Origin of the sequence: Pseudoalteromonas ostreae (genome assembly GCF_018069805.1) — a bacterium.
GTDB classification, from domain to species: Bacteria; Pseudomonadota; Gammaproteobacteria; order Enterobacterales; family Alteromonadaceae; genus Pseudoalteromonas; species Pseudoalteromonas ostreae.
The window spans coordinates 146,709-164,602 of the sequence record NZ_JAGPYN010000006.1 but is presented as its reverse complement, the minus strand read 5'-3'; the positions used below and the strand labels follow the sequence as shown (position 1 = coordinate 164,602).

The 17,894-nt window shown below is 41.1% G+C and carries 13 protein-coding genes; 9 read left to right on the top strand and 4 right to left on the bottom strand.

Features of this window, described 5'->3' with window-relative positions:
• The first annotated feature begins 2 nt into the window (after positions 1-2).
• The 4 genes from J7338_RS06845 to J7338_RS06830 all read left to right on the top strand — a co-directional run bounded on the left by J7338_RS06845 (position 3) and on the right by J7338_RS06830 (position 6,386).
• Complete coding sequence (locus J7338_RS06845; protein WP_210796339.1) at positions 3-1,523, top strand: tryptophan halogenase family protein; 1,521 nt, start codon at positions 3-5, stop codon at positions 1,521-1,523.
• A gap of 174 nt (positions 1,524-1,697) precedes the next feature.
• Positions 1,698-2,957: an MFS transporter gene (locus J7338_RS06840; RefSeq protein WP_210796386.1), complete on the top strand. Its 1,260-nt coding sequence runs from the start codon at positions 1,698-1,700 to the stop codon at positions 2,955-2,957.
• Positions 2,958-2,974: 17 nt separating this feature from the next.
• The gene (locus J7338_RS06835; protein ID WP_210796338.1) at positions 2,975-3,853 is read left to right on the top strand and encodes an ROK family protein; all 879 of its coding nucleotides are present in this window, start codon (positions 2,975-2,977) and stop codon (positions 3,851-3,853) included.
• Positions 3,846-6,386, top strand: coding sequence for a family 20 glycosylhydrolase (locus J7338_RS06830; RefSeq protein WP_210796337.1), 2,541 nt, complete (start codon positions 3,846-3,848; stop codon positions 6,384-6,386). Before J7338_RS06835 ends, J7338_RS06830 begins: the two co-directional genes overlap by 8 nt.
• A 67-nt stretch (positions 6,387-6,453) precedes the next feature.
• On the opposite strand, the gene J7338_RS06825 is transcribed toward J7338_RS06830, so the two are convergent.
• Together J7338_RS06825 and J7338_RS06820 are read right to left on the bottom strand one after the other, a co-directional pair.
• Positions 6,454-8,610 (bottom strand): TonB-dependent receptor family protein, encoded by a 2,157-nt coding sequence (locus tag J7338_RS06825; protein ID WP_210796336.1) that lies wholly within the window; start codon positions 8,608-8,610, stop codon positions 6,454-6,456.
• Positions 8,611-8,820: 210 nt separating this feature from the next.
• The gene (locus J7338_RS06820) at positions 8,821-9,666 is read right to left on the bottom strand and encodes a LysR family transcriptional regulator (protein WP_210796335.1); all 846 of its coding nucleotides are present in this window, start codon (positions 9,664-9,666) and stop codon (positions 8,821-8,823) included.
• A gap of 126 nt (positions 9,667-9,792) precedes the next feature.
• On the opposite strand from J7338_RS06820, the gene J7338_RS06815 reads away from it, so the two are divergent.
• The 4 genes from J7338_RS06815 to gcvP all read left to right on the top strand — a co-directional run bounded on the left by J7338_RS06815 (position 9,793) and on the right by gcvP (position 15,337).
• On the top strand, positions 9,793-10,392 hold the full coding sequence (locus J7338_RS06815; RefSeq protein WP_210796334.1) for a hypothetical protein: 600 nt from the start codon (positions 9,793-9,795) through the stop codon (positions 10,390-10,392).
• A 188-nt stretch (positions 10,393-10,580) separates the two neighbouring features.
• A complete protein-coding gene (gene gcvT / locus J7338_RS06810; RefSeq protein WP_210796333.1) occupies positions 10,581-11,663 on the top strand; it encodes a glycine cleavage system aminomethyltransferase GcvT in 1,083 nt (360 codons plus the stop codon).
• A 216-nt stretch (positions 11,664-11,879) separates the two neighbouring features.
• On the top strand, positions 11,880-12,269 hold the full coding sequence (gcvH, locus tag J7338_RS06805) for a glycine cleavage system protein GcvH (protein WP_210796332.1): 390 nt from the start codon (positions 11,880-11,882) through the stop codon (positions 12,267-12,269).
• Positions 12,270-12,445: 176 nt separating this feature from the next.
• Positions 12,446-15,337, top strand: a complete 2,892-nt coding sequence (gcvP, locus tag J7338_RS06800; RefSeq protein ID WP_210796331.1) for an aminomethyl-transferring glycine dehydrogenase — start codon at positions 12,446-12,448, stop codon at positions 15,335-15,337.
• 138 nt (positions 15,338-15,475) lie between these two features.
• Here gcvP and J7338_RS06795 read toward each other — a convergent pair whose 3' ends face one another.
• Positions 15,476-16,630: a KTSC domain-containing protein gene (locus J7338_RS06795; protein WP_210796330.1), complete on the bottom strand. Its 1,155-nt coding sequence runs from the start codon at positions 16,628-16,630 to the stop codon at positions 15,476-15,478.
• Entirely contained in the window at positions 16,627-17,484 is an 858-nt protein-coding gene (locus tag J7338_RS06790) for a chitodextrinase (RefSeq protein WP_210796329.1), read from the bottom strand. The genes J7338_RS06795 and J7338_RS06790 overlap by 4 nt, the downstream gene beginning before the upstream one ends.
• 161 nt (positions 17,485-17,645) lie before the next feature.
• Between J7338_RS06790 and J7338_RS21120 the strand changes: the two genes are divergently transcribed.
• Positions 17,646-17,801 carry a hypothetical protein gene (locus J7338_RS21120; RefSeq protein WP_338052505.1) on the top strand — a complete coding sequence of 52 codons (156 nt, stop codon included), beginning with the start codon at positions 17,646-17,648 and terminating at the stop codon, positions 17,799-17,801.
• Positions 17,802-17,894 lie beyond the last annotated feature (93 nt).

Here is a 17,894-nt window from a genome sequence, read left to right as displayed (position 1 = left end):
TTATGGCTATCATTAATAAATTAGTTATTTTAGGAGGAGGTAGCGCTGGCTGGATGTGTGCTGCGTATTTATCAAAGCAGCATCCGGAATTAGCTATTAGTGTAATTGAATCGAGTAAAATTGGCAGTATTGGTGTTGGTGAAGGTTCAACACCACACTTAAAAAACTTTATGGATTCACTCGGTATTAGTGAACAACAATGGATGCCCAAGTGCGATGCAAGCTACAAAGCAGGCATTTACTTTAATAATTGGAATGGCGATGAACGTTGTTACTTTCATCCATTTTATAGCGACATGGATGAAAAAACTGCCGAAGTTTATTTTGTAAACGCTAATGCCCGAAGGCGCGGTAATGGCGATTGGCAAGCTCCAGATGAGTATTTTTTAACAGGCCATATCGCAAAACAAAATTTAAGTCCAAAAGTGCATACACCTATGCTCAAAGAGCAAACTTATGGTTATCATTTTGATGCCATAAAATTAGCGGGTGTACTAAAAGCCTATACACAAGAGAATGGAGTTGAACACATTGATGGTGAGTTTAGCCACGCGAATATAAACAACAAGGGCAATATAGCTGATATTACCCTAGTTGATGGCCGACAAATTAACGGCGACATGTTTATCGATGCCAGTGGTTTTAATGCACTGTTAATTGAGCAAACACTAGGTACACCTTTTAATTCATTTGCTGATGAACTACTTAACGACCGTGCTGTAGCTGTGGCGACGCCAATTTCTAGCTATGTGGTGATGCCATGTACCACTCAATCTACGGCGTTAAGTGCCGGTTGGTCTTGGCAAATTCCGCTCACTAGCCGTATTGGTAACGGTTATGTGTATAGCTCAAAACATATCACTGATGAGCAAGCCCAGCATGAGCTTGCCCTGCAATTAAACATAGATCCACACAATAGCGCGTTCAGGCATTTAAAAATGAAAGTCGGCTGTATGCAGTCTGCATGGCAAAGCAATGTCATGGCTATAGGGTTGGCGCAGAGCTTTATTGAGCCTATCGAAGCGACATCTTTGATGGTTACTCAACATAGTATTAAGTTATTTAGCCAAGCCTTAATAAAGCTAAAAAACAACCAACAGTCATTAAAAGTAGCTGAATACGTCAATCAACAACTTCATCAATTAGTGTATGGCATTAAAGATTATGTGGTTGCGCATTATGCAACTAGCTTACGCACCGACAGTGAATACTGGCTTACAGCAAAGCAACTGAATCACAGCTCTAGTGCTTTAAAGTCTTTACTAAAAGCGTGGCTTAATGGCGATGATTTTGATGCGTATTTGTCAAAGCTTACCCAACAGCAAGTTTATTTTAAACCTAGTTGGTATTGCTTGCTCGGTGGCATGGACTACCAAAGCTCACAGTGCCAGCAGGCATTTGAACCTGCTCCCATTACAATTTGTTACGGCGCAAAAATGTATTTGCAAGAACTGTGTAATAAGCACTGTGAACCACATGCAGAGCAACTCCTTGCAATGAAGACTGCTGCTAAAGTGAGTTGAAAAGTATTAGCAAGCCGTAGAGTAGTGCCGCATTACTCATTTTACGATGGCAGACTTAGCTAATTAAGAGTGGTGATTAATTATTCCCTTGAATCATTTTGTTTGTATGCCCACAAACAGGTGACTATCACCACTCTATTTATTTTTAGAATGAGACTTTCAGGTAGAGCAATGATGAAAAGAAATTATTTGATAGTGCTATTGGTACTGGTTACCTTTTTTGTTATTTCATTTATAACGAATTTATTAGCGCCGATATTTCCGGCTCTGATCCAAAGCTACAATATTGGCTTAACCCTTGCTGGTTTTTTCCCGTTTGCATTTTTTATCGCGTATGGAGTGATGTCGATCCCTGCGGGGTTATTGGTGCAAAGCTTAGGTGAAAAAAAGGTCATGCTTATAGCATTCTCATTGGCATTATTTGGCAGTGTGTTATTTGTTAGCTTGCCTATTTTTGCTGTTGCAATGTCAGCATTATTTTTGATTGGTACCGCCATGGCACTGTTGCAAGTGGCAATAAATCCGTTACTTAGAGCTAGTGGCGGCTCTAAACATTTTGCGGTTTTTTCGGTCTCAGCGCAGTTAATGTTTGGTGGTGCAGCGACCTTATCACCGCTGGTATATAGCGCGCTTGTTAAAGCAGACTCACAAGCACAGAGCCAAAACTGGTTATTGCAATTAGTACCCGCCGATATGACTTGGCTAAGTATGTACTTATTATTTGCACTGTTATGCACAGTGATGCTGGTGGTTATTAGCGTATTACCTATAAAACACAGTATGCGAGTAGAAAACCCGCAACAAGGCAGTATCAAACAAAGCTTACAATTATTCAAAAATCCCACCGTGATCAAGTTCTTTTTTGCCATCGTGGCTTATGTGGCGCTTGAGCAAGGAATGGCTAATTCAATTTCAGTATTTTTACAAACCTATCACCAACTTGACCCAAATACAGGCGGAGCACAGGTAGTGAGTCAGTTTTGGCTATCATTAACATTAGGCTGCTTATTGGGCATCGTGCTGTTAAAACTCTTTGATGCTAAACATGTGTTACTTACTTTTAGCCTTGGTGCAGTGGTTAGTTTATTTACTGCATTATTTGCACATACTGAGCTGGCATTATGGGCGTTTCCTGCGGTTGGGTTTTTCTTATCAATTATGTGGTCGGTGATATTTTCGTTGGCATTAAACTCCGTTGCAAAAGGGCATGGCACGGTTTCTGGCATTTTATGCACCGGGATTGTCGGCGGCGCATTAGCTTCGCCGATTATTGGTGCGATGAGTGAGCTTACAGGTAGCTTACAAATGTCGCTATTACTGCTATTAATACCGCTTGGATATATTTTTAGTATTGGAATTTGGGCTAACCCACTGGTCGCTAATCACACGCTGAAAAGTAATCCACAAACAACCAAGCTTGCTGAAAGTAACTAATGACAAAAGAGGGTCTAATGTCACAAACTTTATTATGTGTTGATCTTGGTGGCACCAAAGCGCTGGTCGCAAAAGTAACTGCAACTGGTGTAATAGAAAAACGCTATTTTGACGTGGATGGCGCAGCAAGTAAGCTGCAAATAAACGACTTTTTATGTCTAATTATTGAGCAGGTGGTTGATGATACTTGTATTGGTATCGTTGTCGGTATACCTAGCATGGTGCTGATGGAAACAGGCGAAGTGATCGAAACGGTTAATATTCCCAATTGGAAGAATGTGCAGTTAAAGCCGTTGTTAAGCGCATATTTTAAACTGCCCGTACGGGTGCATAATGATGCGAATTGTTTTGCCATGGGAGAATTTACTCAAGGTAATTTTAAATCAGATACGAATTTAATTGGCATTTGCCTAGGCACTGGACTTGGCGCGGGGCTGGTGCTTAATGGTCGATTATATACGGGTAAGCACTCAGCCGCAGGAGAGTTTGGCAGTTTTAGTTATTTACAAGGGATTATTGAACACTTTACCTCTGGGCAGTTTTTTATTAATCAAGGGACAACGGGCAAGCAAGCTTACCAAGAGGCACTGGCAAATGACGCACACGCACAACGTTTATTTGATGAGTTTGGTAAGCACCTTGCTCATGCAATAAGTCATGTGATACTCGCGTTTGACCCTGACGTTATTGTACTTGGTGGTTCGGTATCACAATCATCAGTATGTTTTTTACCTAGTTTGCATATTCAGTTAGCTAAGTTAGTTAACCCAGTTATTTTGCAGTCGTTAGATATTCGTATTAGCGAGCTTGGCGATGATGCTCCGTTATTGGGCAGCCATGCGTTATTTATAAACGACATGGCTTATGAGCAATCGTTGGGAGCTAGCTATGCGTAGAATTATATTATTGGTGTTTGCCATGTGCTCAGTTGCTGCTTTTGCTAAAGCACCATCGCAGGTTGAGTTAGATACCCTCGCGCAGCAGTTATCGGTAAAATATGAGTTACTTTCGGCAAAGCCTGATACTTGCCCTGCACCGTATCAAACACAGTGTTACTTATCGCGCTTGACGTTCAGCACACCTTTTGATGTAGCCAGTCGTCAGTGGTCAATTTATTTTAGTCAGCTAATGCCAATTTATAGCACCGACTCGTCGCAGTTTACTATTACGCATATTAATGGTGATTTACATCAAATAAAGCCCACTATGGCATTTGCCGGTTTTAAAGCAAATACGCCAGTAAGTATTGAGTTTTACACTCAAGAATCACAAATTACGCGCGCTGAGTTTATGCCTAATTACATGCTGGCTAGTGCGGGTTTAACAAGTCGGGTTATTCGCAGCACTCAAACTACGATTGATCCTGGCACTAAGCTAGAGTTACAACCATATTTAGCACCATTTTTAACCTATGAACAATTGCAAACGAGTAACGACGATGCGACACCATGGATGGACGCTGAGTATTTATATGAAAATGAGTTTCGGCCTACATTAAATACGGCACCGCTGAGTTTGATCCCAAAGCCAGTCGCTTTAACTTTATTATCGGGTGAGGTGGTAGATTTAAGCCAAGGCCTAAATCTACAACTAGCTAATAATATTGATCAAACACAACTTACAGCGGCAATAGCACGCTTAGCACGTTTTGGTATTAAGCAGCATAGCCAAGGGGTTAAAACCACGCTCAAGTTAGATTTAACAGCAGATAACCCAGAAGCCTACACGTTAAAGGTTCAACATGACCAAATAGCGATTAGCGCAACGAGTGCTACAGGTATATTTTATGCGTTACAGAGCATCGCAGGGTTAGTCAGCCTTGATAATTTAACCATCCCAGCACTTAACATTACTGATGCGCCGCGTTATGAATTTAGAGGCATGCACATTGATGTAGCACGCAACTTTCGTTCAAAAACATTTATTTTAAATACCATAGAGCAAATGGCCGCCTATAAGCTTAATAAATTACACTTACATTTAGCGGATGATGAAGGCTGGCGATTGGCTATTAACGACTTACCAGAGCTTACGGAAGTCGGTGCCAAGCGTTGCTTAGATTTAACCGAACAGCGTTGTTTGTTACCACAGCTAGGCGCAGGACTTGATAGTCAATCAGCAGTAAATGGTTACTACAGCCAGAATGACTACATTGAAATATTAAAATATGCTCAAGCGCACTTTATTGAAGTGATCCCATCACTTGATATGCCTGGGCATTCTCGCGCGGCAATTGTCGCAATGGAAGCAAGGTTTAACCGTTTAATGGCACAAGATAAACATACTGAGGCACTCCAATACCGTTTAGTCGAACCCGCTGATAAGACTCAGTACAGCTCAATCCAGCATTATCAAGATAACACCTTAAATATTTGTTTAGAATCGACTTATCAATTTATCGATAAAGTACTCGATGAAGTAAACGCATTACATGTGCAAGCCGGTGTGCCGTTTAAAACCTACCATATTGGCGCCGATGAAACGGCCGGCGCTTGGGTTGATTCGCCTAGTTGTAAAGCGTTACAAACACAACAACCAGCTATGCACTCATTTAATGGCTATTTCATTGAAAAAGTCAGTAGCCTAGTTGCGAGTAAAGGTTTAAAAGTAGCAGGTTGGAGTGATGGTATGAGCGAGGTGACGCTAAAGAGCATGCCAGCAAATGTGCAGTCAAATGCATGGGCAACGCTGAACGATGGCGGGCATGAGGTTGCGCATCGTCATGCTAACCAAGGCTGGGAGGTGGTGTTATCAAGCCCGGATGTAACTTATTTTGACTTTCCATATCAGTCGCATCCGCAAGAGCCTGGGAATCACTGGGCGAGTCGCGCGATTGATAGTAAAAAAGTGTTTGAGTTTATGCCGGATAATTTACCTGCGCATGCTGAAATTTGGCGCTCGGTAAACAATCATCATTACAGTGCTGATGATCGTAACACGATGCGCACAAAACCTTTTATTGGTTTGCAAGGGCATTTATGGTCAGAGCTTATGCGCAGTGATAGGCAAGCTGAGTACATGTTATATCCACGGTTATTAGCGCTTGCAGAGCGAGCTTGGCATAAAGCGCCATGGGAATTAGATTATAACGGGCAAGGCGCTAAGTATGATCAAAATACAGGCCATTTTAATACAACGCTTAAGCAACAAAAAGCAGCTGATTGGCAGCGTTTTGCGGCGTTAGTTGGCTTTAAGGAATTTGCAAAACTAGAGCAGGCTGGGCGCTTTTATCGTTTACCTAGCGTAGCTGCTCGTTATATTAATAATAGTGTTGATGCATTTGCGCCATACCCAGGGCTTGTTATTGAATATCAAAATAGTGCGGGTAACTGGCTGCTTTATAAAGCAGATGACAAACCATCCGCTGTACAGCAAGTACGCACTATTTCTGTTAATGGTTTACGTAAGGGGCGTGCATTAGCGCTGTAAAAAACACATCTATCATCAAGCCGTGCGAACAATAATCGCACGGCTTGATAATTTCCTCGCTTTGAGATTAAAACGCGTAGCTGTAACCCATTTGGATTGTGCGTGGTTTACCTGGTTGAATACCACCGTTTGCGCGGTTAGCGATATAATTGTTATCAAACAAGTTATCAACCGTTAGATATACTTTTTGATTGTCATCAATTAAATATTTAGCGGCTAAATCCCACACAACACGGCTGTCGATTGCATTCAGGCCGTCAGCACTTAAATCAGCATGTGCGTTCGACACATAACGCACTTGCGTATCAAATGCAAAGCTTGAAAGCACGGCACCAAATGAAAGAGCGATTTGATTCTCTGGAACGTAAGGCATTGCATCGCCTTTATTTACTTGTCCCCAGATATCTGATGCAAAATTATTTTTAAACTGTGAATCCGTATAAGTGTAAGTTAAGCGTATAGGGAATGTTGCGCTATTAGTTTCGAAAATACGACCGGCAGAGAACTCAAAGCCCGATACTTCTACTTCGCCGTAGTTGTATTGGTCGCCAATGTTCTCATCACTACAGCCTATAGATGCAGTACAATTTCCGTGCATATTGTTGTAATCAGAGAAGAATGCAATGATTTCACCATGAACACCAGCAACGTTATAACGGCCACCAAACTCAATGTTTACGCTTTCTTCTTCGTCTTGCTCAGCATTACCCGGTGCCGCTGGAGCATAACCTTGCTGAATACCCGCAAGTAGCGTTAGGCTGTCGCTTACGGTGTAAGTTACACCCAGTGATGGCACTAAGATTTGTGTATCGTTTGAAACGTCTTTAGTTAAGCCATTTTCACGTTTAGGATCAGACTTTGACCACTCTACGCGGGTAATTGTGATGTCTTCATAACGAAGGCCTGCATTAATCACTAATGCATCGATTGACCACTGGTCTTGAATGAATAACGTTGTTGCTTTTGCACTATCTACACGATTGCTGTCAGAACCCGGAACGCCTTGAGACGTTAAGGTCATACTTAAATCTTGATTAAGTGTGTATTTGTCTTCCCACTGAAAACGATCCATTTCGTCTTCGTGGTAGCGCACGCCAACAGTCACATAGTGATCGCCCGCAGGAATGTGCAACTCTGATTGCACACCTTTGGCTTGGTAGTCGCGGTTATTTGCTTTAATACCAATGCCTTCAATACCTTCAGCTGTTGGTGCCGCTTCAAATTCACTGTATTGTGCTAAATAGCTTTCACTTACTTTGCTCGCTTTGTACCAATTACGATGAAAATCATTGAGGTAAGCTGTCGCCAATAACTCATAACCATCACCAAAACGATAAGCATAATTTAATTGGTATGCATTATGTTGCGTGTTCATTTGGTCTTTTTGTGATGCGGCATAACGACGGTTTGGTGACGCTTTATAATCTTCTTCTGTTAAACCCATGTAAGTTTCATCAGATTGTTCATCAGAGTACTTAATTTTCATCTCTAGGTTATGTGCGTTGTTTTCACCAAACTTATAACCAAATTTAAGTAGAACGTCGTTCTTTTCAAAGCCTGTGTTGTCGCTACCTACAGGTAATGCTTTAAAGCCATCTGCGCCATAGCTGAAAACTTCAATAATGCCGGCTGCGTTGTTTTTTTCTTTACCGAAGTAAGCGTGGCCTTTATAGTAACCGTCGCTACCAAGGGCTGCGTCAACCATACCTGTTGAGCTATTAGGCTCAGTTGGCAGGCTGCGAGAAAGTAAGTTCAAAACCCCACCTGTTGTGCGCGGACCATATTTTACAGAGGCTGCACCTTTTAATACTTCAATCGACTCCATACGACCCATAGTAGGGAAGTAGTAAGCCGATGGCGCTGAGTAAGGAGCGGGTGCTACGAGTACACCATCTTCCATTACTGATATTTTATCGTTACGGCCAGTACCTGTGCCACGCATACCAATGTTAGGACGCAGGCCATAACCATCTTCTTCTTGTACATAAACACCTGGTACAGATGCTAAAACACGAGAAATATCGGTAAATTCGAATTTTTGTAATTGTTCGTCTGAAATAAATGTAGCAGAGCCCGGAATATCGTTAATTGCGGCTTGTGAGCCAATAACGGTAATTTGCTCAAAGTTTCTTTCTTTATTTGTTGTGTTTTTTGCAACACTGTTGGCGCTTAATGATAAAGCAACAGCCATCGAAAGTGTTGAAACAATAAACTTAGAGGTCATTGTTGATCCTGTATATGTCTAATTTAAACTGGCGCAATTTAAACATGTAAAATAATACGAATCAATCCTACTTGTAATAATCTCGATCGTTAAGTCGTTTTTTGAATGCAAAAATGAAAATTTATTGTTAGTCATACTGTGTTGCAACATTGCTGTGTTGCATTAATGCTAATTGTCACAAGGTGACTAAAGATGTATTTTTGCTAGGCATTAGGTCAAGCGTAATGTAATAAACTCGGCAAGTTTATCTACCGCATGTTCGGCTTGTTCTGCATGCTTTGTTAAACTAATGCCTATTTTACCTAAACTAGGTAGAATAGCGGTGTTTAACTCATAATTAAGCTCATTTGGCACTGTGCTTCTAGCTAAAACGGTGATCCCTAACCCTTCTTTTAAAGCCGCAGTAAGGCCTGTTAAATCAGCGTTACTATAACTTATACGGTACTTAATACCCGCAAGTTGCAGTGCCTCGATGGCGCGGCGCCGATAAATACAACCTTCCGGTGCAGTCACCAGCGTAACAACTTCATTTTGTGCTATCGATAAATCACCAACCCAGACCAGTTGGTCTTGCATAAAAACAGGGAACTTTTCAGAATTTAAATCTTCATTTAACGCCAGTACTAAATCAAACTGGTCTTCCCGTGAAATCGACAATAAATGCTTACTTAAACGGGATTTAACCTCTAATGATACTTCAGGATAAAGTGCCACAAAGTCGCCGATAATAGCAGGTAAGATCCGAGCGGCAAACTCGCTGGGTATTCCCAAACGCACCTTACCTGTCACATTCTCTTTAGTGAACAATTGCAAAATAGTGTCGTTTTGTAGCAGCATTTGTTTTGCCATCGGCAGCAGTAGCTCACCGTATTGATTGAGCACTTGGCGCTGACCTTGTTTTTTAAATAATTTATGGCCGAGCATTTCTTCTAACCGCTTTATTTGTAAACTTACTGCTGGTTGCGATAAGCCAAGTAAATCACCTGCTTTAGCAAAACCTGCTACTTCAACCACTGTAACTAATGTGCGTAAGCTGTCTGTTGAGATATTTTTCATATTAAAAATTACAATTTATTGAGGTAAGTTAATAAGTATTATTTATCAATTGATTAATAATTACAATTTGTTGTTGCAAGACTTGCACAATATACTTTTGCAATTAATGATTGATAGGTGTCGAAAATGACTTTTAGCCCGATAATGTTTGCTCGTCATAGCCAGATTGAAGCAGCTGATAGCAATATGTTGCAGGTCAATACAAACAACATGGTGATCGATTTTAGCGGTACAGAAGCAATCCCGTTTTTGACAACAATATTAGGGTTAGATTTAAATAAGCTAACCGCCAGTGGTTTAGGTGTGAAAGGCTCCTTAGATGGCGATCTAAATAGCAATTGTAGCTTTGCATTATATTACTTTAGTGCGACAGCATTTAGATTCGTGTTGCACACAGTAGCAGCGGCTCAATTACAAGCGCTGATCTGTGAACAGCAGCTACGTTACGATATTGAGTTTGTTACACGCATAGATTTAGCAACGTTAACATTAGCTGGTGAGCTAGCATTTGATACCTTAGTCGACGCATTTAAACTCACCCCAGGGCTGCGCTTGTCAGACATTAACAGTTGTTACGGTACGCAAAGTGGTGAGGTATTTATTACCGCTATTGATAAACAATCAATACAGCACTTTCAGCTGGTGGCCAAAGCGCCAGAGCTGACTAAATGGCAAACATATTTACAGCAACGCGGTTTTGATATGTTACTACCGAGTGTTGCTTAAACATAAATAGATAAGCTGGCTAGCGTATTTTTTTAGTTGCTAGTTTTTTGTAATTTACTTGTAAGAACAAATCGCAATTTGGGTGTTAGGCACAGTACAACTTATGTATAATCGCCGCCCATGTTATTCCCCCTCATTAAATTGAGGCCACACCCAAAATTGGGTTAATTATAAAGTGAAGGAATATTATGACTTCTAAAACAGTTTTACATGCAAAGCACCTAGAATCAAAAGCAAAAATGGTTGATTTTCATGGCTGGGAAATGCCAATTAACTATGGTTCGCAAATCGAAGAGCACAACGCAGTGCGAAACGATGCAGGCATGTTTGACGTTTCACACATGACCGTTGTCGATATCAAAGGTGAGCAAGCACAAGCATTCCTACGTAAATTAGTTGCCAACGACGTTGCTAAATTAACCGTCCCTGGTAAAGCGCTTTATACAGCTATGCTTAATGATAAAGGGGGAGTAATTGATGACCTTATCATCTACTACTTCTCTGAAACTGATTATCGCCTAGTTGTTAACTCTGCAACTCGCGAACAAGATTTAGCACAAATGGCTAAAGTTTCAGCTGATTTTACCGTTGCAGTGATTGAGCGTCCAGAACTTGCAATGATTGCAGTGCAAGGCCCGAACGCAAAAGCAAAAACAGCGACTATCTTAACGGCTGATCAACAAGCAGCTGTTGCAGATATGAAGCCGTTTTTCGGTGTGAAAACTGGTGATTTATTTATAGCTACAACAGGCTATACTGGCGAAGACGGTTACGAAATTGTCTTACCGAACGAGCAAGCAGCTGATCTTTGGCAACAACTGCTAGATGCGGGTGTTAAGCCTGCAGGCCTTGGTGCACGTGACACACTACGTCTAGAAGCGGGTATGAACCTTTACGGCCTAGACATGGACGAAAGCGTTTCACCACTTGCAGCTAACATGGCGTGGACTATTGCGTGGGAACCAGAAGATCGTGATTTTATCGGCCGTGACGTGCTAGTGCAGCAACGCGCTGATAAAAGTACTGATAAACTTGTTGGTCTAGTACTGGCAGAAAAAGGCGTATTACGTAACGGTTCAAAAGTAATTGTTGACGGTGGTGAAGGGGTTATTACCTCAGGTACTTTCTCACCTACACTTGGTTTTAGTATTGCGCTTGCACGTGTTCCACGTTCAACTGGCGAAACTGCTCAAGTAGAAATGCGTAAAAAATTAGTTAACGTAAAAGTAGTTAAACCAAGCTTTATACGTAACGGTAAGTCTGTACTTTAAAGTATTAATTAAAATTTGGTGTTATCACCCAATAATACTAATCATGTTGAGTTATTAACCAGTTATAGCGACAGATAAATAGAGTGATAACAAGGCATTAATTTTGATATGTAGTTGTTCTACCGATAAATTAATAACCCTGTTAGCGCTTTATTTAGACCGCTAGAATGGTTAAATTTTTAAGTTGATTGGTATCAAAACCAAAGGATGAATAAAATGAGCAATATCCCTAGCGAGTTAAAGTATGCCTCTTCACACGAGTGGGTTCGCAACGAAGGTGACGGTACTTTCACTGTAGGTATTTCTGAGCACGCACAAGAGCTTCTTGGCGACATGGTTTTCGTTGAATTACCAGAAGTTGGTGATGAAGTACTTGCAGGCGAAGATTGTGCAGTAGCAGAGTCTGTTAAAGCAGCATCAGATATCTACGCACCAATCGGTGGCGAAATCATTGCAATTAATGAAGAGCTTGAAGATGCACCAGAAACTGTAAACAACGACGCTTATGGCGACGGTTGGTTATTCCGCATTAAAGCATCTGACGAGTCTGAGCTGGAAAACCTGCTAGACGCTGAAGGCTATGCAAACACTATCGACGAAGACTAATAATTAGTTTGTCGCTGTACTAAAAGCCCCATTATACCTAACATAATTGGGGCTTTTATGATTTTACTGCTTACCTTCCATACATTGTAAGTTATTAAATCAAAAAGCTTTTAAGTTATTGCTGGTTACCCATTAGTAATAACCATTTATTTTTTGGATCATAGGAATCTGGACAAATGTCAAACGCCAAATCTCTTGAACAATTAGAGCAAACGCAAGATTTTATTCGCCGCCATATTGGGCCAAGCCCAGCACAAGTAAGCGATATGCTAAGTGCTCTTGGAGTATCGAGTGTTGAAGAGCTGATCGGTCAAACTGTACCTGCAAGCATCCGCTTAGAGCATGGCCTAACAGTGGGCGAAAGCCGCACTGAAGTTGAAACACTCAGCTACTTAAAATCAGTAGCAAGCAAAAATAAAGTGTTCAAATCTTATATTGGTCAAGGCTACCACCCAACTCACGTACCACACGTAATTTTACGTAACGTACTTGAGAACCCTGGTTGGTACACAGCGTACACTCCATACCAACCAGAGATTGCTCAAGGGCGTTTAGAGTCATTATTAAACTTCCAAACTATGACCTTAGACCTAACAGGTCTTGATTTAGCAAGTGCATCATTACTTGATGAATCAACCGCCGCAGCAGAGGCCATGGGCCTTGCAAAGCGTGTATCTAAAGCTAAAAAAGCCAATATCTTCTTCATAGCAGATGACGTACATACGCAAACTATCGACGTAGTGACAACTCGCGCCGAGCAGTTTGGTTTTGAAGTGGTAGTTGGCCCTGCGGCTGATGCTGTAAATCACGAAATTTTTGGTGCGTTATTCCAATACCCGTCAACATCAGGTGAAGTGGTAGACATCACAGATTTAATCGCTGGCGTACAAAGCAAAAAAGCGATTGCCTGTGTTGCTGCCGACATCATGAGCTTATTACTATTAAAAGCACCGGGTAAACTAGGCGCAGACGTAGTACTTGGTTCTGCCCAGCGTTTTGGTGTACCAATGGGTTACGGCGGTCCTCACGCTGCATTTTTTGCAACGCGTGATGCATACAAGCGTTCATTACCAGGTCGTATCATTGGTGTATCTAAAGACCGTTTAGGTAACGACGCACTACGTATGGCAATGCAAACGCGCGAGCAACACATTCGCCGCGACAAAGCCAACTCAAACATTTGTACAGCACAAGTATTACTTGCCAACATGGCAGCGTTTTACGCGGTGTACCATGGCCCACAAGGCTTAAAAACAATCGCGCAGCGTATTCATCGCTTTGCTGATATTTTAGCCGCCGGCCTTAAAGCTAAAGGTGTAAACCTTAAGCACAGCACCTGGTTTGATACCCTAACAGTTGTTAGCGATAACAAAGACGATGTAACAGCACGTGCTGTATCAAACGGCGTTAACTTTGCAACTAACCATGACGGCGAATACTCAATTGCAGTATCAGAAACTACAACACGTGCAGATGTTGCCGAGCTTTTCGACATTATCCTTGGCGAAGACCACGGCTTAAGTGTTGATGCAATCGCAGCAGACATCGAAGCAAACGGTAGCGAGTCAATTCCGGCAAGCCTAGTACGTGATGACGAAGTGCTATCGCACCCTAACTTCAATTCGTATCACAGCGAAACTGAAATACTGCGTTATATCAAACGTCTTGAAAACAAAGATTTAGCACTTAACCACTCAATGATCTCGTTAGGTTCATGTACTATGAAACTAAACGCGACCGCTGAGATGATCCCAATCACGTGGCCTGAGTTTGCTAATCTTCACCCATTCTGCCCGCTAGACCAAGCAGAAGGTTACCAAATCATGATGGGCGAACTACATGATTGGTTAGTTAACATCACCGGTTACGACGCCGTTTCATTACAGCCAAACTCTGGCGCACAAGGTGAATACGCAGGCTTAATCGCGATTCGCAAATACCACGAGTCACGTGGCGATGCGCACCGTAATATTTGTTTGATCCCAAGTTCAGCGCACGGTACTAACCCAGCTTCTGCACAAATGGCGAGCATGAAAATTGTAGTTGTTGATTGTGACAAAAACGGTAATGTAGATATGGCAGACCTTAAAGCGAAAGCTGAAGAAGTCGCAGAAAACCTATCGTGTATCATGATCACATACCCGTCTACACATGGTGTATACGAAGAAACAATTCGTGAAATTTGTGACACCATTCATCAACACGGCGGCCAAGTTTACATGGACGGCGCGAACATGAATGCACAAGTAGGTGTAACAAGCCCAGGCTTTATCGGTTCAGACGTATCGCACTTAAACTTGCATAAAACGTTCTGTATCCCACATGGCGGCGGTGGCCCAGGTGTTGGCCCAATCGGTGTTAAATCACACCTAGCGCCATTTATGCCTAACCATAGCGTAATTAACGTACCTGGTACGAGTATCGGCAATGGTGCAGTATCAGCAGCGCCATACGGCTCAGCAGCTATTTTACCTATCTCATGGGCTTACATCACCATGATGGGTAGCGAAGGCCTTAAACAAGCCACTGAAATGGCAATCGTAAGTGCAAACTACCTAACTCACGAGTTAAGCCAGCATTTCCCAATTTTATACCGTGGTCGCAACAACCGTGTTGCTCACGAATGTATTGTTGACTTACGCCCACTTAAAGAGCTTTCGGGCATCACTGAAATGGATGTTGCTAAGCGCTTACAAGATTACGGCTTCCATTCACCAACTATGTCGTTCCCAGTAGCGGGCACCTTGATGATTGAACCGACTGAGTCTGAGTCTAAAGTTGAGATCGACCGTTTCATCGAAGCGATGGTATCAATTAAAGGCGAAATCGATAAAGTGATCGCAGGCGAATGGTCTATAGAAAACAACCCGCTTGTGTTTGCACCGCATACACAAGGCGACGTACTTGGTAACGAGTGGGACAGAGCATACGACCGCTTCTACGCTGCATTCCCAGTACCTGCAGTGGCCAAAAACAAATTCTGGCCTACAGTAACGCGTATCGATGATGTATACGGCGATCGTAACCTAGTGTGTTCATGCCCAGCGGTAGAGACATACAGAGATTAATAAGTTTTTTGATCAGAGTTATTATAGTTTGGGAATGAAATTATAGATTGGGAATCCAATCTCTATTCCCAAACCATAATTATTAAAAAGGGTGAGCTATCGTGGCTCACCCTTTTTTATTTCTAGTCCAATGTTTAGTTATTTTTCAACTTTTGCAACTGGTTCAAGTGACGTCATTTTTAGATAAGTCATACTTTCAATATCTAACTTATCAAAAGGGTATTGGCCTCGAATATTATCATTAAAAACCTTCCCCATTGATGTTGAGTAATACAACTCATCCCATACTAAAATGGGTATATTGTAATAACGATAAACACTTCCTGATTCAAATTTTAGATCAAGAATTTTATTAATCGTTGAATAGCCGATGTGTGAAAAAGCATCTGAATTTACAGGATGTTGTTCAAATAAGGGGAAAGGGGTTTGGTTTAAAATAGAAGCTTCAATTTTAGCACTTATTGCATTTGCAACAGCATTATTTCTTAGGTATGCATCAATTAACCCATGACCAGTTGAGTCAAATAAAGACTCAGCAGAATAGTTTGAAGGTAAACTACCAAATAAAATCCTTACGGCTCGTATGACCCAGTCTTCGTCAAGTGTAAGGTGTGAAATGATCTCTTTATATTCCTCCCCCAAACTTCCTCCTATTGAACTTGTTGGTGTTGCTATTGCGGCTAGGCTAACCAGTGGATAATCGGAAGCAAAATAACCGTCACTATATTGATAAGTAGATATAATTTCTTCAAAAAGAGCATTGGTGTAAAAGTTACCCTGCGAGTGACCAATAAGAATAATACGGTTGCAAGAATGCATCTGAAATTGAAGTCTTTGAAATGCATTTTTATAGTCTGTCTCGTCAATAATAGAGTAATTTACTTCAGTAAATACATCCTGTAAAACTGACTCAATTTGAGCGATATCTATATTTGATAGTGAGCTAACAGTGCCTCCAATTATTGCAGTTATTATACGATACTCTGGTGAAAATACGGGTAAGTCACTATACTTTTGCTGTGCGACTTCATATATTTGTATAAGTATAGCTTCACTTTTATTATAACTTCCCGCAGGACGTGCTCCTTTTTTAAATTCTGGTAGATAAGAATCTTGAAAGTAACTTAATTCATTTAAATTTGCTTTGTATTGCTTGATATTAGTCCGCATACCATTTACATAGAAAATGCGTACATTATCAATGTTTTTAGAGCAGTACCGATCTAGTGCTTGATAATTACCATAAGTAAAAATTGGAAATATAAGTAAGAGCAAAATATATGTAGCTTTCATTTTATGCCCTTCTTAAGTATTTTGCAGTCTCTATCAGCGCCGTAATGAAAGTCGTCATCCCAAGCAATATAGTCACTAATTTTATTTTGGCTTTTCCGGTTAGCGTAAGCTCTATCTATCGTATTAAAGTATAAAACTTCGGGTTCTCTAAAGTGTGGGTGTGAATTTTGTAAATATCGAACACAGTAGCTTATGTTGATCATATCCAAAATAATCTGTTTACTAATCTCAGTATCTAAGTTTGGTATGCGCCCTTGCTCAATATCAATAACCAGTTGCAATGTTGAAGCTGCGCCTAAACTAAAGGTGATGAGCTGTGGGGAATCAAACTTTTCATACACATAGCGCTCATAATCATCACGGATACCGTTGTCATTTTGATCAACTCCGTCCAGCGTTTTATAGTCGTCAGGGTGTTCAGGTGGTAAATCTGGGGTTTGGTAAAATAAATCTTTAATTTTTTGCCAACTACTGTGGGGGGCGGGTTCGTTATTCGCATTCCAATAGCGGGCAAGGTAGTAGTCGGCTCCGTGTTTTACAAGGTTGCCACCTTGATACACTTTGTTTGCTTGCCATTTTTCTATCACAGTATTTTGTAGCCAAATCCAACCATCCCAATGGGGTTGGTTTACTATCGGTTCAATGCCTTTAACCCAAAAAGCGGCAATAAATAAGCTGTTGTTGTGAGTCACAACATCGCCGGCTATATAAATTGAGCTGGCATTCCATTGTGGGTGGTTTGGTTGAATAGAAGTTAAATCTACATTTTTAGATTGTGGGTTAAGCTTAAAAATATTTGTCGCGTAAGCATGCGAACAAAAAAGTAACCAAGCAATAATGATGAGTTTAGTCATTGCAAATTCCTTTTGATGAAGTTCCATTACTTTTTTAAATTAAGTTCACTTTTTAGGTAAATGCAAGGTGGGAGGATTAATATTTCAAAATCATTAATGAGTTTGAAAAGTAGCAATACTTGGTTTTTGAATACAGAGATCAAGAAAACACAGTCGTCAGCATGATCGGAAGCTTCTTATGGGTGACCTTTTTCAGATCTTTGGTGAAAAAGCATGGCGTGAGTGATATTGCTAAGGCAACAGGATTAAATCGTGAAAGCTCGTATAAGGCGATGAATGGTAAAATCAAAACTCGTTGCGAAACTTTTTTCAAGTGATAAAAGCACTTAACTTTCGCCTTACAACGCAAGTGGCGTAGGTTGGATTGAGTGCAACGAAACCCTACTAGTGTGGGGTCGTTCTTAGGGCGA